We start from the raw sequence: 20,485 nt of genomic DNA, 5'->3' as shown, positions 1-20,485 counted from the left end.
GACAGACGATCGCCGCACATCGACTAAACTAATCAATGCGGCTCCACGTCGTTCCGTCAAAGGACATGACGTCCTTGGCGCCAATCGACCACAACATGCCGGCGCCCGTCACGAGGTCATAGCATGTGCGAGCCGGGTCGTCGCCCATGTCGAGGACGTCCAAGCCGTTTTTGCCCAGCGTCAGCAAGTATTCGAAAGTCGCGACGAAAAGTCGCCTGTTGAACCAGGCGAGGCTCCAGATGTCATCGGAAAAGCCCGCTAGATCGACGACCTCCCACTGGTTGCCATTGCCGCGAATCAGCAGTCCGTTGCGGCCGCAAGCGTACACATTGCCGTCGCCTGCGCAGCAGATGTCCACGAGGACTGTGTTGACCGGGCTATCCTTGCGCGACCACGCGCTGCCGTCGTAGTGCCATATTTCGCCGTCCCACCCGCACGCGTAGATATCGGTTTCCGAGAAGCCGTCCACTGCCTCGAAACCGACGATTTCGTCTTCGGTAATGGGCGGAAAGCCGTTGTCGACCTCGGTCCACAGATCGACCGCGTCGCGTCGCCAAGCCTGTCGGCTCATGCCCACACAATAGACGTGATCGCCGATGGCACGAACGCCTCGCAGTGGTCCGCGATTTTCGGGCGCGGTCTTCCCCTTGCCGATGCGTTCTTCGTGGCGGTCGCCGCTACCGATCATCAGAACTTTCCCGAACTCGCCGACGACGCAGAGTTGTTCGAGCGGTTGCCGGGCAATCGCAGTTCCGGCCGCCAGCCACTCCACCTCGCCACCATCTGCCCATGCGTCCGGTTTCCACTGTACGATGCCGGTCAAAGGTATCTTGAGTGAACTTGCCTCGTCGGTCGACAGCAGTAGATACGCTATTTCCTTCTGGCGAATTGCACCGGTTACGAAGGAAAATAAATCAGTCCAATGTCCGGCCATGCTTGCCTCCGACCCAAGGTAGCGCGCTCAATCCAGTCCGGCGGCCGCGCGCGCCCGCCGGATATTTGCACTTCGATCCTTCACTTCTTTCGCGGCCTCCGATACGTCGGATTGTCCTTCGACTACAGCCTTGATCTTCGTGTTGTCCTCCACCCCGCACTGATTGTGATAAGCGTCCAACTGGGCCGTAATGCACTCTTTTGTGCACTGGGATTCCGGGAATGTCTTTTTGTGTGCCTTCGCGGCGCTTTCCTTGCTTTCGCCGTAGGTCGTCACTCTGTCTTTAACGCTCGGCCCTTTGCTCATTGGAATATTGCCTTCCGGGCATTTCGCGGCGGCGGCACTTTGGAATGTGTGCATCAGACCGTGTGTGCCCGTATTCTGGTTGACACCTTCGGCGCAAACGCAGGGCGCCATGTTCTCACTATAGTCTGACATGCCCTTTACGGCGACCGATCCGGATCCACCTCGGCCGGTGTTGTGGAGCGCGCTGGCTTCGATCAGATGGTGGCCTGTCTGCTGCGGACAGCAGTGCGACTTCGCGCTTTTGTAAGGCTGAAGGGCACATCGCCGCGCAGCGAGGCACTTGTTCGCGGCGGTCCGATTCGCCAGCGTGTCCGCCTCAGTGGATTCCTTTGAGCCGGCCGGTTTGCCGACTATGCCAAGTGAGGTTTTCGTACAAGGGTCCTGCTTTCCGTAGGGCGTGCAACCCTTACACGCTTTCTTTTCGTTGTCGATTTCCTCCGCGCAAAGCTCTTTCACATTGGCTGTGTCCTCTTCGTCGATGTAAGGCCACACCGGCGTATTGCCCGGCACCGATCCGTGATTGTGCGTGGTCGTATCGAGCATTCGCACGACGTTCTCGCCCTCGAATTTCACATCCATCGACCAAGCCGTGAAGTAGACCTTGCCCATGTTCTTGTGGGTCACCACGCCTTTCTGCGGCGCCGCGCCCGCTTCGTCGCCCGTGCTTTTCTTGAAGTAGCTCTTGTTTTTGAGCATCACCTCCTGGCCAGAAATCATCACAGTCGTCGAGCCATCGCTCGTGTCCGATGCTAATCCGGTGTTCGGATATGGAACCGGCACGCCGGGTGGTGTTGCGGGAGTGGTGGGAGGCGTCATGCACACATCTGGAAACGCGCAGATCGACTTGCCTGCCGCCTGCTTGCACGAGACCTCCATCATGTTTGCATAGACCTCGTTGCTCATGCCGCTGCTCCGTAACGCAGTGACAGCGCGGCCCTCTGGCCTGCGTCGTTGCCCATGTGTGCGAGGATGTTCGGACCGTGGGCGTAGTGTTTTTCGCAGGCAGCTTTGGCCAGCGAAAGAATGGTCATGCCAGACACCGCACCGACCTCGCCGGTACATTCAGCGGGATGCCAGATGTCGAACCCTTCCTTGCGAACGCGCAGCAAGCGCGACAGCGCCAACGCCGCTTCCTTGAAGTAATACTGTTCCCCGGCGTTATCCGTGATCCGGAAGTCCATCTGATGGATCTCTTGACCCGCCTCGGTCAGCGCCGTCTTGACGGCCCGTGAGAGGCCGTCGGCGCGAAGCGGTTCCTCGCTGTCGATATGAGCGGCTTCTCGACCAAAGCCAATGCCCGTGCATACAAGTGCTGCGTGGTCGCCGGGCCGTCCCAGCAGCAACGCACCGGCGCCCTCGCCCGGCATGAAGCCGTTGGAATTGCTTGCGGTCAGCAAGCGATCGGTCTGTTCGTAATAGAGTAGCGTCGGCCATGAAAGCAGGCTGTCAGTCGCAGCGACTAGCACGAACGGCACCCCATTCCTCTCGATCAACCCACGCGCCTGGGCGAGCGCGATGGCCACGCCGACGCGACCTTGCGGCACCGTGAGCACTTGCGGTGCGAAGGACGCACCGAGTTCCGACTGGATCTGCTGGCGTAGTTGATCATCGAGGCCCGCCATACGTCCGGGCCGTTCCGCTTCTGCGACGCACAGAATCAGCGGCAATTCGTGCCACTGACTCTTGCGTACGTCTTCCAGCGCCTCGTCGATCGCCATGGCGGCCATCTTGGCTAGCCTGGTGAGGCCACGCCAGGGTTGCTGTAGCGGCACCTGGTGCGCTTTTATCCATTCGCCGCGGGAGTCGATGAATCGCGTCTCCGACGGATTGCTCAGCTTGGCGCGGAACGCGGCGCAACTTGCCGCGGCGTTCAAACCTACCGACGTGATGAGACCGCTACGGAGAATAGCGACAGCGGATTCGCTCATGTCGGGTCCGTCACGTTCGGTGGCATCGGGACCACCATAATGGGAATCGGAAAGCTCACCCGCTCACGCTGTTGCCACCACGCCTTTCCTTTTTTGCCGACCAGCACCTGGGCAATCTCGAACATATTCTTCTTGAGTGGTCTCGACATACGCCACGTGAGGGTGAAGCGGCTCAGGTCCGGTTCGATCAACACGGTGTCGAGCGCGGCCACGTGGTCTTCACGCCCGCCGCGCTTCGGAAACACATGGATCGGTGCGACCAGATGTGGAATCGTGAAACGTGTGAGGCCCTCGGGGGTGAGATTGAACAACGTGACATCGACAGGCCCCGTTTTAAAGAACTCGAGCGGCACCTGTTGATCGGCTGGCGCGGCTTGGAAGTACTGATCGTCGAAATCCGGCGGCAAGAACGGAAAGTGCTGATCGAGCCATTGGTCGTCGTAGGTGCCAGCGTAACAGGATCGAGTCGACCACCCACGTCCTATCGGACCAAAGGCCATTGGTCGGTAGCTGCCACGCGGGTCGGACACGCCGCGCTCACTTTCTTCCGTGTGAGGCAACGGCGCGCCGTCGATCCAGTCCATCCTCATGTGTTTGTGGAAACCGCAGCCGACTGGATTCGGCATGAACGCCACGTGCTCTGCTGGGTCTTTGTGGCGGTTATCGGTCCCGCCGAATGCAAAGTCGTAAGAAAGGGGCTGCTTTACGAACGGGCCGGGTGAGGATGCGACCGGATTGAGGGGCCGATATTCCCAATGACGCGGTCCGACGACGGCAAAGCGCTTGCTCCAGTCGCCCACCCGGAGTCCGACTTCGGTGCGGGTCGTCGGCCGTCCGTTAGGCGCATAGGCGCTGCCCAGCATCAGGATGTCGCAGCGCGGCTTGCGCGGCGCGAAGTCGATTTCGTAGATGGGCGCTGAAAACCCGGGTTCGCCGGTGAACGTGTCGGCCATGAACAGTGGCCTTTGTTCGTCGTGCAGCGTGAAGTGGCCGGGTGGTTCGTCTCGATGAAGAAAGCGAAACGTACCTTTGATGACCACGACCAAGGATTCGCGACCGTTGGGCGCTAGACCCATGCTGTAGCCGGCAACCATGCGGGTGGCGTTGATCAGTTCCACGTTGTCGCGCCCGGAAGGCGATTTGTTCGACGGATGACCACCGCCCCGGCGTGCCAAGGCGGAACGATCAGTTCGCTGCGACGGTTGCGCAACGGGTCTCAGCTCGGTGTCGAATGTTTAACAGGATCAGACAATGAAAGTTAGACGAACGACCCAGAACGATTTTGAACGTCCGACGATAAGTGATAGGAGTTTTATAGCGGAGCCGGACAGGCAAGCGTACGGATGCATCTCGCAGATGCAGCGATGAAAACCGCGAGTGGCGACGTAAAGATCGCCCTGTCAGCCGTGCCGTGGGTCTGCTGCCGCTAGCCAGATTTTAGGTAGGCACACACTCGGCTGGGGAACTACCGATTGCCATGAATGTGACAATGGCGCGAACGACGAAGGGCGGCATCCAGCGCAATTCACCATTTGACCGGAGCTATATGAGCGTGGGCGAAGAATGAGGCACTGAGGTTGTTCTAGCTTGAAAACCGCTCAGAACGCGGCCTGCTTGCTGCCGCGCCCGATAGCAAGCCGACTTCCATCTCACTCGTTTGCAAGCGCAAACGGCCGCCCGGCATAAGCGTGGGGATAGAACGCTCCCGATAGATAGTTCCCAGATAGTTGGCTGACGGACCTTGTTGTGCAATGGTCTTGGTTGCCCTGTGTCCCGCGTCGGCAGGAACGAGAACGTCATCGAAGCTTCGTAAAACTGTTCCGCAAATCAGGGGGCGTCTCTCGATTTTGGCGCCTCTCAGCGATGCTTATTATGGTGCTTTGCGGAATGAAATAGGATGTAACTATATGATTTTAAATGGGTCTCGCTAGGACTCATAATCCGCCTCCGAAAGGACATCGTCGGTTCGAATCCGACCCGGCCCACCAATGAACATAAGGCTCTCTCGGACCATGCCGGATTGCCTTCAAAATCAGGGGTGTGGGTTTTTCTGCCCGAGAACGCCTTTACTAACTTAGGTCGTTTCTGCCCGATCGTTCCGGCTGGCTGTCCTTCGGGTGCGAGTACCGGTTCAAATGTCGACCGTCAGGAGCGCGAGCGCGGGATTTGCTATTTCTGGCGCGGTTCCATGAAACAAGTCGTGGAAGGGAGTTTTCCTTAGCGCCGTCGGCGATACGTGAAGACCCCGCCGAGGCAGTTAAAGCTGGCCGGAAACCGTGTCGATTGCAGGTTCGGCCGGCTTTGATTTCAGGTCGTTACACTTAGGCTTCGCCATGTGCCGCAGCACTCGGACTGAGATAGCGGGGAAGTGACGAGATGTCAGGCTTCAGCAGCGGTTTGCTGTAGAGGAAACCTTGGGCGACCTGACAACCATGGACATCAAGGAACGCCGCCTGCTCCATTGTCTCGACGCCTTCAGCGACAACCCGCTGCCCAAGGCAGCGTGCGATGGAAAGGATCGCCTTGACGAGCTCGGCATGACGCCGGTCGGTGGTGACCCGTTGCACGAACGTACGGTCGATCTTAAGTGTGTCAATTGGAAAGCGAGCCAGATAACTGAGCGCGGAGTAACCGGTGCCGAAATCATCGATCGCGATCGATAGCCCCATGTTCTTGAACGCCAACAGCGCGCTCGTGACTGAGTCGTCTTCCTCCAGCAGCACGCTTTCGGTGATCTCGAACTCTAACCATTCGGGGCGGCAATTGGTTTCATCGAGAATATCCTTTACCATCAGCGCGAGGTCGCGAGTCTGAAACTGCCTGGCCGACAGATTGATTGCCACCGTGTGACGCGCTCCGCCACCGGCGTTCCATTCGGAGGCCGCGCGACAGGCTTCGCGAAGCACCCACCTGCCGAGATCGACGATAAGGCCCGTTTCCTCTGCAACCGGCACGAACTGATTCGGCGAAATGTAACCTACGCCAGGCCGGTTCCACCTCAACAACGCTTCGGACCCGATCACTTCTGCACCGCGAAACGACACCTGGGGCTGGTAATGCAGTTCAAGCTCGCCTTGATCGATCGCGCGACGAAGCTCCGACTCGAGCAACAGGTGCGCGGTGGCTTTGATAGTCAGATCTTTCGTGTAAAAGCGAAAACCGCGACGACCTGAGCGCTTCGCGAGGTACATCGCCGAATCCGCATAGCTCAGCAGATCTTCGGCATCGATACTGTCGATCGGATACAGCGCGATGCCGAGGCTGCACGAAATGAACACTTCTTTTCCGGCCAGCAAGAAACGCTCGTCGAGCCTCTTGATGATCATCGCGGAGATCTGCTCCAGGGTGCAACGATCGGGGACCTCGGGCAGCAGAATGGCGAACTCGTCGCCACCGAAGCGCGCGACCGTATCGCCTGGGCGCACGCAGGCGAGCAGGCGCCCCGCCGCTTCACGCAACAGCTCATCACCGGCCGCATGGCCCATCGTGTCATTGACGCCCTTGAAACGGTCCATGTCTATCATCATTACGGCTGTCAAGCGACCGTGCGCGCTGGTGGAGATTGTCTGGCGCAAGTATTCGTTGAACAGGGCGCGGTTCGGCAGCGCTGTCAGTGCATCAAAATACGCCATGCGATGGATCTTCTCTCTCGACGCATGGAGTTCCGTGATGTCCCGCCCCACGGCAAGGACCGTTTCCACGGTGCCGTTCGGCCCCAGCTCTGGGGTCAGCCTGATCAGGTGGCATAGCTGCCGGCCCTCAGCCGGCCCCCATTTCAACTCGAATTCCCTATCGCTTGCCGTGGCGAATACTTCCTCGAGTTGTTCCTCGTAGAGGACCGTGTTTGGGCCGCCTGGATATTCGGTCGGCGTCTTGCCGATCAGTGCCTCTGCGCCCCCCTTGGCGAGCGATGCGAAAGTCGGATTGATGTAGATGCGTCGAAAGTCAAGTCCGTAGCGGGCAACCGTATCGGGCGAATGTTCGACGAGGGTTCTAAATTCCCGCTCCCGCCGGGCCAATGTTTCGTCGAAACGGCGCCGCTCAGTCATGTCTCGCGCCACACCGAGCACGCCCGTCACCGCACCATGCGCATCGAATACTGGCAGCCTGCGCGTCTCCAGCAACGTGCGTTCGCCGGTCGCGGGAGAGACCACCCATTCGTCATTGACGCAAATGCGCATGGCGTCGATTGCTGCCTTTTCGCGTTCGCGAAAGAAGTCGGCCAATCCGGCATCAAAAAAATCGTAATCGGATTTCCCGAGAATTTCAGCTTTCGACTTACCGACAAATCGCTCAACGCCGTGATTGCACAGCATGAAGACGCCAGCCGTGCTCTTTAGCCACACCATATCTGGAATGGTATGTAGCACGTTCATCAGCTGTGCGCGTGCCTCGGACAATTCCAGCGCCTTATCTTCGAGACTCTTGTTGAGTTGGAGAATCCTTTCGTATTGTGCGCGCTGCTCTGCTTCTGCCCGCTTGCGTTCGGTGATGTCCAGAATCGCCCCGATCAACCCGGCCTTGCGGCCCTGGCCGTCGTGAAAAACCGCCTTGCTGAATTCCACGTCGCGCATCTCGTTCAGCGCGTTTCGGGCCGTGAATTCGTATCGCTGGATGCCCCCGTTCGCGAAGAGATCCTCGTCCATGGCGAAATATGTTTTCGCCAGTTCGTAAGGGCTTGTCTCGAAGACGGTCTTGCCGACGAATTGCTGCTTTGTTATGCCCAAAAACTCTTCAAAGGCCCTGTTGAGGTGCAGATACCGTCCTTCCCTGTCCTTCGAGAAAACGGGAATGGGAATGGTATCGAGCAGCGATTCGAGAAAGGACTCCCGCTCGCGGAGTTTTGCCTCCGCACGCTTGCGCGCGGTGATGTCGAAATAGATCGCGAGCACGCAGCGATCACCGTCTCGAACCGGATCGGTTACGAACTGTACGAAGTAGTGTTCGCGTTGTGCCGCACGGATGCCGTCGAACGCCAGTTCCAACTCGCGCGCGACGCCGGTGGTAGCGACTTCGCGAATGGCATCGAGGTAATGCCGCAGCGTCTGCGGCGACAGCAACTCGGCATCGGTAAACAACACCCCGGAGCCTTCGGATGCGGCGCTCATCGTCGTTACAGCGGCTCGATTCATGTAGCGCCGTTGGCCATGCGCGTCGTAACGGATGACGGGCATATGCAAATCGCTGACCGGCACGCAGTATTCGTTTTCGCTGTTGATTCCAGGGTTTTCCATGCTGTCAAAGAGACTGTTTATCCACAACGCCTTCTACCCTGGAGTTCCCGGAATCGGCAACTTCACCAATACGCATCAAGGCAGGTCATCAGTACGGTAACGGCGGAAAACGGGGATTCTGAAGAGGCAAGCTGGTTGACGGCCGTAGAACGCATTAAACATGTCAACTTTGCGTCTTTAATGTCGTCAACCCGAAGAGACGTCGAACCTTGAATGGCATGCGGGGTTGCTGGGCTTCGGATTCCCGCGCGCGAATTAAAAATGTCAACTGGTGACCATATACGGACGTTTGCCGTGCCCTCGCACGGACGTTCGAACGGCAGCTCTGCCTGGACAAGGGACTCTTGTAAGGGGGCGCCGGCGACGAGGCAACGCCTACTGGTTTGACTCATCGATCCGCGCTATCGTTGCGGCAAACCAATTCTATGAGGCGAACATGGTCCTGCATCCCGACAATCACCTGATCCCCGCGAAACTCACCGCATTGCGTCCCACACAGATGACGGTGGGTTATCGCGAAGTCGTCGAGAAACGCGAGCACTGGAAGACACTCGGCAAGAAGGCGCGCAGCGAAGCCATTGCTTCGCACTGGTTTCCCGCTGTGCTCGGCCCGGAAAATCTCTACTACATCGTGGACCATCATCACCTCGGGCTTGCGCTGCTCGAAGAAGGTGTCAAGGTAGTGAAGGTAGCGATGCTCAAGGACCTCTCATGGCTGGATGACGCAATCTTCTGGCGCATGATGGAACATAACCAGTGGGTCCATCCGTTCGGCGCAGACGGCTCGCGATACGACTACGAACATCTCCCCAAGACGGTGACCGGGCTGGCGGACGATCCGTATAGAAGTCTTGCTGGCGAACTGCGCCGAGTGGGCGGCTTCGCAAAGGACGCGACGCCGTTCAGCGAATTCCTATGGGCCGACTTTCTACGCCCGCGGATAACGGAGAGCAAGATCCGCAAGAACTTCGCGAAGGCGCTCGATCAGGCGAAGGCCGTCGCGCACACGCCAGAAGCACGGTACCTGCCGGGCTGGTCCGGGATAATGGAAAGCCGTTGAGCAGACCTCCATATGTGGCCTGCTCTCGTTCCCTCTGAGAACTCACGTTTCCTTCAGGAAAGGACCCCAAAACCGCCACCGACAATACCCGCTGCACATACGACCACGACAATCCCGGAGACGAGCCACAAGTAAGCTCCACGAGGCCGATGCTAGGGAGGCAGAGCAGTGACGCTGAGTGCGATGAGTAATCCGCCGTCGCCATTCTTCGCCGCATCATTCACGACCGGCGTCAAGCGATTTCCCTTGAGCAACGGATTGCCTGAACCGAAGCTCTCATTGCTGACCGCACCCCACGCGCTGCATTGCGCTATGCAGGCCTCCATGAGCGACCGCCCCTTCCCTGCACCGAGGCCATGTCTGCCGTGATATGCCGAGGCGAAAATAAAGGAGGGGTCAAAGCCCGCATCCAAAGCACGGCCTCAACTAGGACACATGCCTCAAAAAGTCCTTCAACCGTTGCGTAGGCGGGTTATCAATCAGTACCCCCGGCTCGCCATCCTCCGCAATACCGCCCTGATCCATGAACAGCAGCCGCGTGCCAACCCGTTTCGCGAATCCGATCTCATGCGTCACGACGATCATCGTCATGCCTTCCATTGCGAGGTCCTGCATGACCTTGAGAACTTCGTGACGAAGCTCGGGGTCGAGCGCGGATGTCGGCTCATCGAACAGCATCAGCTTCGGCTTGATAGCCAGTGCTCGGGCAATGGCAACGCGCTGCTGCTGTCCGCCAGACAGCTCCGACGGATAGTGATTTGCCCGCGCTTCGAGACCGACCTTGTCAAGTAGCGCCATGGCCTGGTCACGAGCTTCGGTGCGCGACGCGCCGCGTACCTGAATGGGGCCGAACATGACGTTCTCGAGCGCAGTCATCTGTGGAAACAGGTTGAACTGCTGGAAGACCATGCCGGCTTCGAGGCGGATGGTGCGTATGTCCGATGCACTTCCTTTGACGCTCAACCCATCGACCAGCAATTCGCCGCCGCTAATCTTTTCGAGCGCGTTGATGCATCGAAGCATCGTTGACTTGCCCGAACCCGAGGGACCGACGATCACTACAACCTCTCCGTTCTCGATACGAAGATTGATGTCTTTGAGTACGGGCACGTGGCCGAAGCTCTTCGAGACGCTTTGGAATTCGACCATGCTCATAGTATGCGCATCCTTTTTTCAACCAGACGCAGCGACAGCGTCATCACACCGGTGAGGACCAGGTAAATCACCGCGACGACAGACCAGATTTCAACCGCACGGAAATTCCCGGCGATGATTTCCTGGCCCTTGCGTGTCAGTTCTCCTACGCCGATGACGATGAACAGCGACGTATCCTTCAGGCTTACGATGCACTGATTGCCCAATGGCGGGATCAGTCGGCGGAAGGCCAGCGGCCCGACGATTTTCAACAGTACGCGCGGCATCGACAATCCCATTGCAAGACCGGCTTCCATTAAGCCCTTGGGAATGGACAGCAATGCACCCCGTACGACCTCTGCGAGGTAGGCGCCCGAGTTCACCGTGATGGCGATGATGGCGGCAGTGAGCCCGTCGATTCTGAGGTGTGCAAGCAGTGGCAGGGCGAAGTAAAGAAACATCACCTGAACGACAATCGGCGTGCCACGAATGAGTTCAATGTAGACCTGCGCAAGGACGTTCAGCGCGAGGGGGCCGTACGCGCGGCACATGCCGGCTATGACGCCGACGACGAACCCTCCGACAAGTCCCACAAATGCAATGAACACCGTTAATTTCACGCCGGCCATCAAGTCTGGAAGTGCAGTCCGGATAACTGACCAATCGAATTCCACAAACCGCTCCTGGTTGATTCGTCGCTAGCGCAGCGGAACTCGCTGCGCTTCCTGCTCGTGACGATTACGACTTGGGCGGTTCGGAACCGAACCACTTCTTGTACAGCGTCGCGTAGCGGCCATCGGCCTTTATCTTGACCAGCTCCTCGTTGACCTTCGCTACCAGCGGGCTTCCCTTCGGGAAACCGATGCCGTATTTGTCACCGCTGACTGGCGTGCCGGCGACCTTGACCTGACCTTTGCCGGCGGTACTGATGAAATAGAGCACGTTCGGCGTGTCGTGCATGGCGGCGTCCACCCGGCCCGCCTCCAGAGCAAGATAGGCCTGGTCGATGTTCGGGAACTGGCGGATTTCCTTGGGCTTCAGGTGCGCCTTGATCCAATCGATGGTGGCCGTGCCGGTTTTGGCCGCGATGACTTTACCGTTCAGGTCGTCGATGGACTTGATGCTGGTGTTATCGGTTTGCACCATCGCAGCGAGCCCGCTGTCGTAATACGGGGCGGAAAAGTCGATAGCCTTCTTGCGCTCTTCCTTGATGGTCATGCCCGAAAGCGCGACGTCGATGTTCTGTGTCTGCAGGGCCGGAATCAGGCCGCTAAAGTCCATCGGCTGAATCTTGTATTTCCAGCCTTGGTCTTTCGCGATTTCCGCCCACAGGTCGAGATCAAAGCCGACGTACTTGTCACCCTGCTTGAATTCGAAGGGCATGAACGAGGTGTCGGTTCCGACGATGAGTTCCTTGTCGTCGGCGTGAGCGAGGGTTGTGCCGAGCATGGCGACAGCAACCATAGACAAGAGGAAGGAGCGACGTCCCATAATTTCTCTCCGCAGTGATTGGCAATGCCCCTGATAGTGTCAAGGGATGGCTGACGGATACCGGGCGGTTTCACAACATGCGATGTGTGATCCGTCAAATCGGCAACATGTGTTGTCAAGGCGGATATTACGACAACAAAATATTTGGCAACAGGTATTTTTGTTGATGAAAACCATGACGTGACAACATATGTTTCTTTGTGGGCCAATCCGGGGCATCGCGTTAGAGCTGTCGTCAGGACCCAATTACCGCGCACCCGCCCTTTTTCCCGGCGGATTCGCACCATCGCAGCGAGCCGCTTTTGCCACAGCCGCAATACTCGTGGCGAGCCGATGGGTGGCAGTTTCAATTTCGTCGTCGCTGAAACCTCCGAGGCCTAGTATCAAACCCATTGGACCTTTTCCAGCGGAATACATTGGGGACACCGCTCGTACGGCAACCCCGCTTTCGGCCGCTAGCGACGCCACCGACCTGTCGTCGACGCCTCCTCCAAGCCAGAGCACGAGGTGCATTCCCTGGTCACTCGGCTGCAACCAGGCGACCTCTTTCGGCAACAGTCGCTCGAGCGTCTCGATGATGCGTGCGCGGCGGTCCGCATAGACGCCACGAATACGCCTGATATGGCGGTCCAGGTGACCTTCCTCGATGAAGGCCGCTAGCACGTGCTGATCCGCGTTTGGAGGATTGCGATCCATGAGCACGCGCGCGCCGCAGAATGCCTCCACGAGGTTTTCCGGAACAACGGCATAGCCGAGCCGCAATGACGGAAACAGGATTTTGCTAAAGGTGCCGAGATAGACCACCCGGTCAGGGTCGAGCCCCTGGAGCGAAGGAAACGGATGTCCCGCATAACGCAGCTCGCTGTCGTAGTCGTCCTCGACCACCCAGGCGTTGTTTGAGCGGGCCCACGCCAACAGCGCGTTACGCCTTGCCATGCTCAATGGCATTCCCAGCGGATACTGGTGCGACGATGTGACGAATGCGGCCCGTGCATGCGGGCCCAGCTTCATACCCGCATCGACGTTGAGGCCCTCGGCGTCGACAGGCACCCGGATCATGCGCTCCGGGCGACCGGTGCTTTCGAGAATTGCAGTAATGCCTCTGTACGCCGGGTCCTCCACCCATGCCGATGCGTCGGCATCGAGCAGCACCTGGCATGAAAGGTAAAGGCCCTGCTGTGTGCCGCTTGTGATGATCACCTGCTCAGCCTCGCAGCGGACTGAGCGCGATTTCCTGACGTAATCGGCCACTGCTTCGCGCAGCGCCCGCGCCCCTTGTGGGTCGCCATACCCCGCCGGCGCGCCGGGTCCGCGGGCGCGCAGCCGGTTGCCGAGCCGGCGCCAGACATCGTCCGGAGCGGCAGGTCCCACCGGCACCGAAACAGCGAAGGGCGCCTGCGGTACTGCGGCAAACTGACGTGCAACCTGTGCAAACAAGCGGGCGCGTTCTGGAAGAGGGGCTGTTTCAACGGATGAGGAACGCCCGCGGGCATCGGCGGGAGGCGTCAGCGACTGCGCCACGCGTGTGTCAGCGCCAGGATGCGATTGTAGAAAACCCTCGGCGATCAGTTGCTCGAATGCCTCGATGACGGTTCCACGAGCAACATGCAACGACGCAGCTAGCGTGCGCGTGGATGGAAGCACCTCGCCGGGTTTGAGGTCGCCACGGCGGACGGCATCGCGCAGCGCCTGCGCGAGCTGACGCCCCAAATGACCTGCCGCTCGATCCAGCATGCCGATCGACGGAACCTCCACCGTTTTCGGTTTTCGAGCCATGGCTTTCTGGTCCAAAGAAAATGATCCAAACTGGTTCTACAACATAAACCAGTTTGCCGCCACAATTCTTTACAGACATGGAGCCCTGCAATGCGCAGGCCTGCCGCACCGGCGTTGCCTGAAATGAGGGCTAGCGCATCGCTGCACTCAGCACGGAGCCTATATGTACGTACCAACCCATTTTGATGAATCGCGCACTGAGGTGCTGCACACACTGATCGCCGAGAATCCGCTTGGCATTTTGTTCACGCATGGCAAGAGCGGTCTGGACGCCAATCACATCCCGTTTGAACTGAAAGCCGACGAAGGCGCATGTGGCGTCCTTCATGCCCACGTGGCCCGCGCAAATCCGGTCTGGCAGGACGTTGCCAACGGGGACGACGTGCTGGTCGTGTTTCGCGCTGGCGACGCCTACATCTCGCCCAACTGGTATCCGAGCAAGCTCGAGTTTCACAAGCAGGTGCCGACATGGAACTACAGGGTGGTCCACGCCTACGGCCAGGTGACCATCCGCGATGACGAGCGCTACGTTCGAGGGCTGGTCGCCCGCCTCACGCGTACCCATGAAGCGTCCCAACCCCATCCGTGGAAGATGACGGACAGCGCCAGCGACTACATCGATACGTTGCTCAAGGCGATCGTCGGGGTCGAGATCGAAATCACCCGGCTGGACGGGAAGATCAAGCTCAGCCAGAACAAGGAGGTGCGGGATATACGAGGGGCCGGATCTGCCCTCAACGAACAAGGAGAAAACGTGATCGGTGGCGCTATGCTTGAGTACGCCGCGACAAAAGGCACCGTAGAGGCGGCGATTACACCACGTGACGCTCGCGAAAAAACGTGACCAGCAACTTCGCCTGCGGACAATGCGATTTTGCAAGTCGTCGAACTCGTCGTGCTCGGGAAAGCCGTCAATGCCGGTCTGTCGGAAACGGATCTTGGGGGTAGAGGCCGGATTGCTTGTACGGCAGCGCCGGCCTCCGGGCGACGAGAAGGGGATGCGCTGCTCAAGCAGCCGGAAGTGCAAGTCGCGCTATTTCAGCAAAGTACCGCGCGCCGGTGAGCAAGATCTCGTCGTTGAAATCGTACGTGGCGTTGTGGAGCGGGATACCCCCTTCCTTCCCTGAATCTCCGTTGCCAATGAAAATAAAGTTGCCTGGCACCGCCTGAAGGAACGCGCCGAAATCCTCGGAGATCATCATGGGCTGCACGCTGGCATCGACCTTATCTGCGCCTGCGATATTGCGCGCGGCCGAAACGGCAAGGTCCACATATTCCGGTGAATTCACGGTAGGCGCGAATTCGTGCGTGTATTCGAACGTGCATTCGGCCCCGTGCGTATGGCAGATGCCTTCGCTGATTTCGCGCATGCGGGTTGCCAGCATCGCCTGGACCTCAGATGTGTAGCTGCGCGTATCACCCTTGATCGTCACGTTCGACGGGATGACGTTGCGGATACCGTCCGTAATGAATTCCGTGCAGGAGATCACCGCCTGCAGGCTCGGATCGAGATTGCGGGACACGATTGTCTGCAATGCCAGCACGATTTGTGAGGCGATCACGATGGGATCGACGCCCATGTGCGGCCTGGCTGCATGTGTGCCACGGGCCAAGATGCGAATGACGAAATTGTCTTCGCTAGCCATGATGCCGCCGGCGCGTGTGGCGAATGTGCCGGCGGGCATGCCGGGCATGTTGTGCGCGCCAAAGATCGCGTCGACAGGGTATCGTTCGAAGAGCCCGTCTTTCATCATCGCCTTCGCGCCGCGGCCATGTTCTTCGGCCGGTTGAAAAATGAACCGCACGGTTCCGTTGAAGTCCTTTCTCTCGGCAAGCAGGCGCGCCGCGCCGAGAATCATCGACATATGTCCATCGTGTCCGCAGGCGTGCATCTTGCCTTGCGTTCGCGAGGCATGCAGGCGGCCCGGTGCGTTCTCCGCGATATTCAGTGCATCCATGTCGGCGCGCAGGCCAATAACGCCGTGGCCATTGCCGACCGTGAGATTGGCGACCAGGCCCGTCCTACCAATTCCGCGATGCACGTCAAGGCCGAGTGCCTTCAACGCGCTCGCGACGTAGTCGGAAGTAGCGACTTCCTCAAAACCGGTTTCCGGGTTCTGATGGAGGTGCTGACGCCAACTCTTCAACTGCGATTGCAAGGAGCTTTCCATAACGCGTATTCCTTTTCGATGTCGATTCAGGTTGTTTTATCGAACCGCGGCGCCCAGCCAATGAGCCTGACGTGAAAGAACTGAGTCGGCCGTTTCGCCCACGCATTCGCTATAGACCGCTGGTGCCGTCGCTCCCTCTGTGCTGATCACCAGAACACGTGAATTACCGTTCAGGCCGGCGGCCCGCGCCAGCTGTGAATCTCGCATCAATACTTCGAGGCCGGCGTAGCCCGCGGCACCAGATTCGCCGACTACCAGCGGAATGTCTGCGCCGGTTCCTGCCGCGAGCCTGCGCATCGCCCCGATCGCGTCTTCATCGCTGATCGTCATGAAATCGTCCACGCACAGCTCGAGGATCTTCCACGCGAGAGGTGAAGTTTCGCCGCACGCAAGGCCCGCCATGACTGAATCGACGGAGCCGGTCGCTTTCGCGGCTCGACCTTCAAGCGCACTTTGATACAGGCAGTCCGCTTGTTGCGGCTCAACGACTACGAATCGCGGACGTTTGCTGCCATGAATCTCCCAGAGATAACTGGCAACCCCGGCAGCAAGGCCGCCGACACCGCCTTGCAGAAATACGTGCGTGAAGGCGCATTCGCTTGCATGACTTTCGGACTGCTCGACAATCTCGGCTGCGATCGCACCGTAGCCCTGCATGACGTCGCGAGGAATGGCTTCATACCCTTCATACGACGTGTCGGAGACCACGTGCCAGCCGTTTTCTTTTGCGAGGCGCGCGGCTTCTTCCACCGATTCGTCGTAGTTGCCACTAATGCGAATGATTCGTGCGCCATACGCAGCGATGGCCTGCTCACGCTCAACGCTCACGTTGGCATGCAGGACAATCACGCAATTGCATCCGAGCGTTTGTGCCGCAGCGGCCAAAGCCTTGCCATGGTTGCCGTCGGTCGCACTGATCACGACCAGGTTCGTGAGCATTTCCTTGTACCGTCCCTGGATCAAGCCCTCGGGATCGAGATCGTGCCCGGGCCACAAACGCAGAACCAGGCGTACCAGTGCGATCGGCGCGCCCAAGGCCTTGAAGCTGCCGAGTGGTGACCGGACGGATTCGTCCTTGATGCTCAGACGCGTCACGCCAAGTCGGGCTGCCGCATCGGGTAGATCCCATAGAGGCGTAGCGCACGAGCTGAGAAGATTCCAGTTCGAAAGCCATGCACGGCTCTGTTCAGCGGACTCAACACTCAGAATTGTCTTCAGTTCGTTGGGATAGTCAGCGTGCGACGCGCGCTTGTTGGTGATCAGCATTGCTGTGCGGCTCCATGGAATAAGTGTCCGGCACGACCGTCGGATTCCCGGCACGCGGGAAATCGACACGCCGGCCAATCACAAAATAATATTGCTTGACGCGGTCAAATTAATCGCTAAATCTCCAAGTGAGACGCAATAATTTCTCATTTTTGTACCGGAATTCCACACCATGGCTACCACACTCGACGTATTCGATCGCAAGCTGCTAGCCGAGGTCCAGCGGGACGCTCAACTCCCTCAAAATGAACTTGGCGCCCGGGTCAACCTCTCTACTGCCGCCGTGAACCGCCGTTTGCGCCGCCTGGCCGAAGACGGAGTGATTGATCGGTATGCGGCCATCGTCTCGCCGGAAAAGGTGGGGTGTCCTCTTACTATCGTTTCCATGGTGGAAGTCGAGAGTGAACAAATCGATCTGCTCGATTCAATGAAGCGGACCTTTGAACAATGCCCGCAGATCCAGCAGTGCTACTACGTCGCGGGTGAATGGGATTTCGTACTTATCCTCACGGTGCGGGACATGGAGCAATACAACGACCTGACCCGGCAGCTTTTCTTTTCCAATAACAACGTCAAGCGCTTCAAGACGCTCGTCAGCATGAGTCGGGTGAAAGTCGGGCTGGGCGTACCGGTGGACGTCGACGAGTGAAGTACGTCGTCTGATCCGGGGACCCGTGCACGCCGAACGCAACGCATCTGTTGCATCGCCGCCGGGACGCGGCCGACGATGCCCTCGACGATTTCGCGATGGCTCTCGATTATCCATAGCGACGAAAATGGCTTATCTGACGACGCTCTTGTCGTGCCAATCGCCCTGGCCGAACTGCCGGACAGTAATCGCGCCGTTGCGGACGTCGCCATTTTCGTCGAACTTGATCGGTCCTGTCACACCGTCCAGCGTCAGGTTCTGGAGCTTGGGCAGATAGACTTTCGGGTCGACCGAGTCGGCCGCCTGCATCGCACCGGCCATCGCCATCACGGCGTCGTACGCATACGGCGCGTAGAGCTGCACGGGCACGCCAAACCGCTGCTGGAAGCGCTTGAAGAAGGCGTCTCCCTGCGGCATCTTCGACGGCGGTACGCCCGCCAGCGTGCAGTACGTGCCGCTGTTCATCGCGGCTCCCGCGAGCTTGATGAATTGCGGCGTACACGCTTCGTCGCCCGCGATCAGTTTTGCCTTCAGTCCAAGCTTCTGGGCCTGCTGGGCAAACGCTGCAGCTTGCGTATCTCCGCCTGTGAAGACGATTCCATCGGGAACGTGGCTCTTGATGGTCGTGAGGACTGCCATCCAGTTAGTGGTTTTGTCGGTACCGTATTCACGATCTACAACGGTGCCCCCCGAAGCCTTGACTGCCTTTTCGACCTCGTCGGCCAGTCCCTGTCCATAGGCGGTTCGATCGTCAACGATCGCGATCTTCGTCGCCTTCAGCTCCTTCACAAGATATGTGCCGATGACCGTTCCTTGCCGCACGTCGTTAGCAACCATACGGAAGACGTTTTTATAGCCTTGCGCCGTGAGCTTGGGGTTGGTTGCGGACTCGGTGATCATCGGTATGCCGGCATCCGAATAGATCTTCGAAGCGGGGATCGATGTGCCGGAGTTGGCGTGGCCGACCACTCCCGCAACATGATCATCGACCAGCTTTTGCGCAACAGTCACAGCGGTCTTCGGGTCGGCGGCATCGTCCTGCGAATCCAGTGCGAACGTGACCGGCTGTCCTCCGATATGGAGTTTCTTCGCGTTGAGATCCTCGATTGCGAGCCGGACGCCGTTTTCATCGTCCTTGCCTATGTGGGCCAGTTCACCAGTCAAGGGTGATACCTGGCCGATCTCGACCGTGACGTCTGCTTCTGCCAAAAGCGGCTGCGCCGCGAACACCATCGTCAGGAGGAGGGGAATGAATTTTAGATTTTGCATGCTCGGGCGCTCGCCAGGTTACGTAGACGGTTTAGGGAAAGTCAGGCCTTTCCACGGTCTTTTTGATCGCGTCAGGCTATAACGATCGTAAAAGAGCGCTGCGATAGCCAAAATCCGCCGGTTGCACTGCGGTGCAATTTCTGATCGTTCTGATGCGGGAAAGTGAGAGATTTTTGACGTCCGCGATGACACCTGCCTTGCGTTGCCTGGAAGGTGGCGTCGCTGACATTGCGCAACGCGTCGGCTAAAGCTCCGCAAGCGCGTGCAGCGTCGCATTCACCCGCCATGTCGGACTGCCGCCGACGCGTTATGCGCGGGAGCAGATGGAATCGCGACGCCCTTGACGTACGCGTCGTGAAGCTTTCAGTTCTGAATCGGTATCCGGAGCGAGCGGATCCAGGGGACGGTGCCTATTGCATCTCTACAACGAGCAGACTCTGCCGCGGTGCTGCCGGGAAGGGTAAGCCGGCTACGAGGAAATTCATTGCTCCGCACTGGCGCCGGTTAGGGCTCGTACCCGGCTTTCATCGGCGGCAAGCTCGTGCGCATTTCCCGAATAGACGATGCCGCCATCGTCTAGCACGTAAGCATAGTCGGCGATCTCGAGACCCATGCGCGCGTTCTGCTCCACCAGCAGTACCGAAATCCCCTCATCGCGCATCTGCGACACGACTCGAAACACCTCCCGAACGATCAGCGGGGCCAAGCCTTGCGATGGCTCATCGAGAATGAGCAGCCGGGGATTGAGCAGGAGTGCGCGGGCAATCGATAGCATCTCCTGTTCGCCGCCGGAGAGCAGGCGCCCGCGGCTGAACTTGCGCTCGGCCAGGCGTGGAAACAGCTCGTAGATCCGCGCGATCGTCCACGGTCCGCCGCGCCCCAGTGGGACCTTCAGATTTTCCTCGACACTGAGATTGGCGAAGATTCTTCGCCCCTCGGGCACGTAGCCGACGCCGCTCGCGGCGATCTGGAAGGTCGGCCAACGCGTGGTGTCCACCCCGAAGATCGTCACGCGCCCCTGGCGCGCGGGCGTCAAACCTACGAGGGTACGCAAGGTCGTGGTCTTGCCGGCTCCATTGCGACCGAGCAATGCCGTGATCCGGCCCTCCGCAACCTCCAGGCTCACGCCATGCAGGATATGGCTCTTGCCGTAGTAGGTATGCAGCCCTTCGGCGGTGAGTGCGGCGCTCATTTGAGCCCCCACGCTCGGCACTTCGTGTCCTCGCTGCCCCCCGAGGGAGTGCGAGCTTGCCTGGAGCGGTCCGGC

At 59.0% G+C, this 20,485-nt stretch carries 16 protein-coding genes and 1 pseudogene; 4 read left to right on the top strand and 13 right to left on the bottom strand.

The annotated features are described in order from the left end of the window. Positions 1 to 28: 28 nt before the first annotated feature. From WN982_RS37475 to WN982_RS37455, 5 genes are all read right to left on the bottom strand, one after another. On the bottom strand, positions 29 to 934 hold the full coding sequence (locus WN982_RS37475; RefSeq protein ID WP_341317007.1) for a hypothetical protein: 906 nt from the start codon (positions 932 to 934) through the stop codon (positions 29 to 31). Positions 935 to 961: 27 nt separating this feature from the next. Then, positions 962 to 2,143, bottom strand: coding sequence for an HNH/endonuclease VII fold toxin-2 domain-containing protein (locus tag WN982_RS37470; RefSeq protein WP_341317006.1), 1,182 nt, complete (start codon positions 2,141 to 2,143; stop codon positions 962 to 964). Beyond that, a complete protein-coding gene (locus WN982_RS37465) occupies positions 2,140 to 3,168 on the bottom strand; it encodes a hypothetical protein (protein ID WP_341317005.1) in 1,029 nt (342 codons plus the stop codon). Before WN982_RS37465 ends, WN982_RS37470 begins: the two co-directional genes overlap by 4 nt. Next, the gene (locus WN982_RS37460; protein WP_341317004.1) at positions 3,165 to 4,286 is read right to left on the bottom strand and encodes a DUF2169 domain-containing protein; all 1,122 of its coding nucleotides are present in this window, start codon (positions 4,284 to 4,286) and stop codon (positions 3,165 to 3,167) included. Before WN982_RS37460 ends, WN982_RS37465 begins: the two co-directional genes overlap by 4 nt. A 1,203-nt stretch (positions 4,287 to 5,489) precedes the next feature. After that, positions 5,490 to 8,402, bottom strand: a complete 2,913-nt coding sequence (locus tag WN982_RS37455) for an EAL domain-containing protein (RefSeq protein WP_341317003.1) — start codon at positions 8,400 to 8,402, stop codon at positions 5,490 to 5,492. 436 nt (positions 8,403 to 8,838) lie between these two features. Between WN982_RS37455 and WN982_RS37450 the strand changes: the two genes are divergently transcribed. Beyond that, positions 8,839 to 9,462 carry a ParB-like protein gene (locus WN982_RS37450; protein ID WP_341317002.1) on the top strand — a complete coding sequence of 208 codons (624 nt, stop codon included), beginning with the start codon at positions 8,839 to 8,841 and terminating at the stop codon, positions 9,460 to 9,462. Positions 9,463 to 9,888: 426 nt separating this feature from the next. On the opposite strand, the gene glnQ is transcribed toward WN982_RS37450, so the two are convergent. The 4 genes from glnQ to WN982_RS37430 all read right to left on the bottom strand — a co-directional run bounded on the left by glnQ (position 9,889) and on the right by WN982_RS37430 (position 13,863). Then, positions 9,889 to 10,617: a glutamine ABC transporter ATP-binding protein GlnQ gene (gene glnQ, locus WN982_RS37445; RefSeq protein WP_341317001.1), complete on the bottom strand. Its 729-nt coding sequence runs from the start codon at positions 10,615 to 10,617 to the stop codon at positions 9,889 to 9,891. Beyond that, entirely contained in the window at positions 10,614 to 11,270 is a 657-nt protein-coding gene (gene glnP / locus WN982_RS37440) for a glutamine ABC transporter permease GlnP (RefSeq protein WP_341317000.1), read from the bottom strand. Before glnP ends, glnQ begins: the two co-directional genes overlap by 4 nt. A gap of 64 nt (positions 11,271 to 11,334) precedes the next feature. Further along, complete coding sequence (gene glnH, locus WN982_RS37435; RefSeq protein WP_341316999.1) at positions 11,335 to 12,087, bottom strand: glutamine ABC transporter substrate-binding protein GlnH; 753 nt, start codon at positions 12,085 to 12,087, stop codon at positions 11,335 to 11,337. 246 nt (positions 12,088 to 12,333) lie between these two features. Beyond that, positions 12,334 to 13,863 (bottom strand): PLP-dependent aminotransferase family protein, encoded by a 1,530-nt coding sequence (locus WN982_RS37430; RefSeq protein WP_341319554.1) that lies wholly within the window; start codon positions 13,861 to 13,863, stop codon positions 12,334 to 12,336. Between the two features lie 163 nt (positions 13,864 to 14,026). On the opposite strand from WN982_RS37430, the gene WN982_RS37425 reads away from it, so the two are divergent. Beyond that, complete coding sequence (locus WN982_RS37425; protein ID WP_341316998.1) at positions 14,027 to 14,707, top strand: FMN-binding negative transcriptional regulator; 681 nt, start codon at positions 14,027 to 14,029, stop codon at positions 14,705 to 14,707. Positions 14,708 to 14,870: 163 nt separating this feature from the next. Here WN982_RS37425 and WN982_RS37420 read toward each other — a convergent pair whose 3' ends face one another. Beyond that, a complete protein-coding gene (locus tag WN982_RS37420) occupies positions 14,871 to 16,034 on the bottom strand; it encodes a M20 aminoacylase family protein (RefSeq protein WP_341316997.1) in 1,164 nt (387 codons plus the stop codon). Between the two features lie 36 nt (positions 16,035 to 16,070). Then, complete coding sequence (locus WN982_RS37415; RefSeq protein WP_341316996.1) at positions 16,071 to 17,300, bottom strand: diaminopropionate ammonia-lyase; 1,230 nt, start codon at positions 17,298 to 17,300, stop codon at positions 16,071 to 16,073. A 172-nt stretch (positions 17,301 to 17,472) separates the two neighbouring features. Here WN982_RS37415 and WN982_RS37410 point away from each other — a divergent pair, with 172 nt between their 5' ends. Further along, positions 17,473 to 17,949, top strand: coding sequence for an Lrp/AsnC family transcriptional regulator (locus WN982_RS37410; protein ID WP_341316995.1), 477 nt, complete (start codon positions 17,473 to 17,475; stop codon positions 17,947 to 17,949). Positions 17,950 to 18,081: 132 nt separating this feature from the next. Here the strand turns inward: WN982_RS37410 and WN982_RS37405 are convergent, their stop codons facing one another. Beyond that, a complete protein-coding gene (locus WN982_RS37405) occupies positions 18,082 to 19,218 on the bottom strand; it encodes a branched-chain amino acid ABC transporter substrate-binding protein (RefSeq protein ID WP_341316994.1) in 1,137 nt (378 codons plus the stop codon). Between the two features lie 197 nt (positions 19,219 to 19,415). On the opposite strand from WN982_RS37405, the pseudogene WN982_RS37400 reads away from it, so the two are divergent. Continuing rightward, positions 19,416 to 19,562, top strand: a pseudogene (locus WN982_RS37400) (AraC family transcriptional regulator); the annotation flags it as partial. 137 nt (positions 19,563 to 19,699) lie between these two features. Here WN982_RS37400 and WN982_RS37395 read toward each other — a convergent pair. Further along, a complete protein-coding gene (locus WN982_RS37395; RefSeq protein ID WP_341316993.1) occupies positions 19,700 to 20,410 on the bottom strand; it encodes an ABC transporter ATP-binding protein in 711 nt (236 codons plus the stop codon). Between the last annotated feature and the right edge of the window lie 75 nt (positions 20,411 to 20,485).

This window comes from Paraburkholderia sp. IMGN_8 (assembly GCF_038050405.1).
In the GTDB taxonomy this organism is placed as follows: Bacteria; Pseudomonadota; Gammaproteobacteria; order Burkholderiales; family Burkholderiaceae; genus Paraburkholderia.
The sequence above is the reverse complement of the archived record's forward strand: the minus strand, read 5'-3'. Positions and strand labels throughout refer to the sequence as shown.

Bases quoted from the DNA above. Each gene is read 5' to 3' on its own strand.
- WN982_RS37420 (WP_341316997.1), bottom strand. From the start codon at position 16,034: ATGGAAAGCTCCTTGCAATCGCAGTTGAAGAGTTGGCGTCAGCACCTC.
- WN982_RS37465 (WP_341317005.1), bottom strand. From the start codon at position 3,168: ATGAGCGAATCCGCTGTCGCTATTCTCCGTAGCGGTCTCATCACGTCG.
- WN982_RS37405 (WP_341316994.1), bottom strand. From the start codon at position 19,218: ATGCAAAATCTAAAATTCATTCCCCTCCTCCTGACGATGGTGTTCGCG.
- WN982_RS37470 (WP_341317006.1), bottom strand. From the start codon at position 2,143: ATGAGCAACGAGGTCTATGCAAACATGATGGAGGTCTCGTGCAAGCAG.
- WN982_RS37455 (WP_341317003.1), bottom strand. From the start codon at position 8,402: ATGGAAAACCCTGGAATCAACAGCGAAAACGAATACTGCGTGCCGGTC.
- WN982_RS37425 (WP_341316998.1), top strand. From the start codon at position 14,027: ATGTACGTACCAACCCATTTTGATGAATCGCGCACTGAGGTGCTGCAC.
- glnH (WP_341316999.1), bottom strand. From the start codon at position 12,087: ATGGGACGTCGCTCCTTCCTCTTGTCTATGGTTGCTGTCGCCATGCTC.
- WN982_RS37450 (WP_341317002.1), top strand. From the start codon at position 8,839: ATGGTCCTGCATCCCGACAATCACCTGATCCCCGCGAAACTCACCGCA.
- WN982_RS37395 (WP_341316993.1), bottom strand. From the start codon at position 20,410: ATGAGCGCCGCACTCACCGCCGAAGGGCTGCATACCTACTACGGCAAG.
- WN982_RS37410 (WP_341316995.1), top strand. From the start codon at position 17,473: ATGGCTACCACACTCGACGTATTCGATCGCAAGCTGCTAGCCGAGGTC.
- WN982_RS37430 (WP_341319554.1), bottom strand. From the start codon at position 13,863: ATGGCTCGAAAACCGAAAACGGTGGAGGTTCCGTCGATCGGCATGCTG.
- glnQ (WP_341317001.1), bottom strand. From the start codon at position 10,617: ATGAGCATGGTCGAATTCCAAAGCGTCTCGAAGAGCTTCGGCCACGTG.
- WN982_RS37415 (WP_341316996.1), bottom strand. From the start codon at position 17,300: ATGCTGATCACCAACAAGCGCGCGTCGCACGCTGACTATCCCAACGAA.
- WN982_RS37475 (WP_341317007.1), bottom strand. From the start codon at position 934: ATGGCCGGACATTGGACTGATTTATTTTCCTTCGTAACCGGTGCAATT.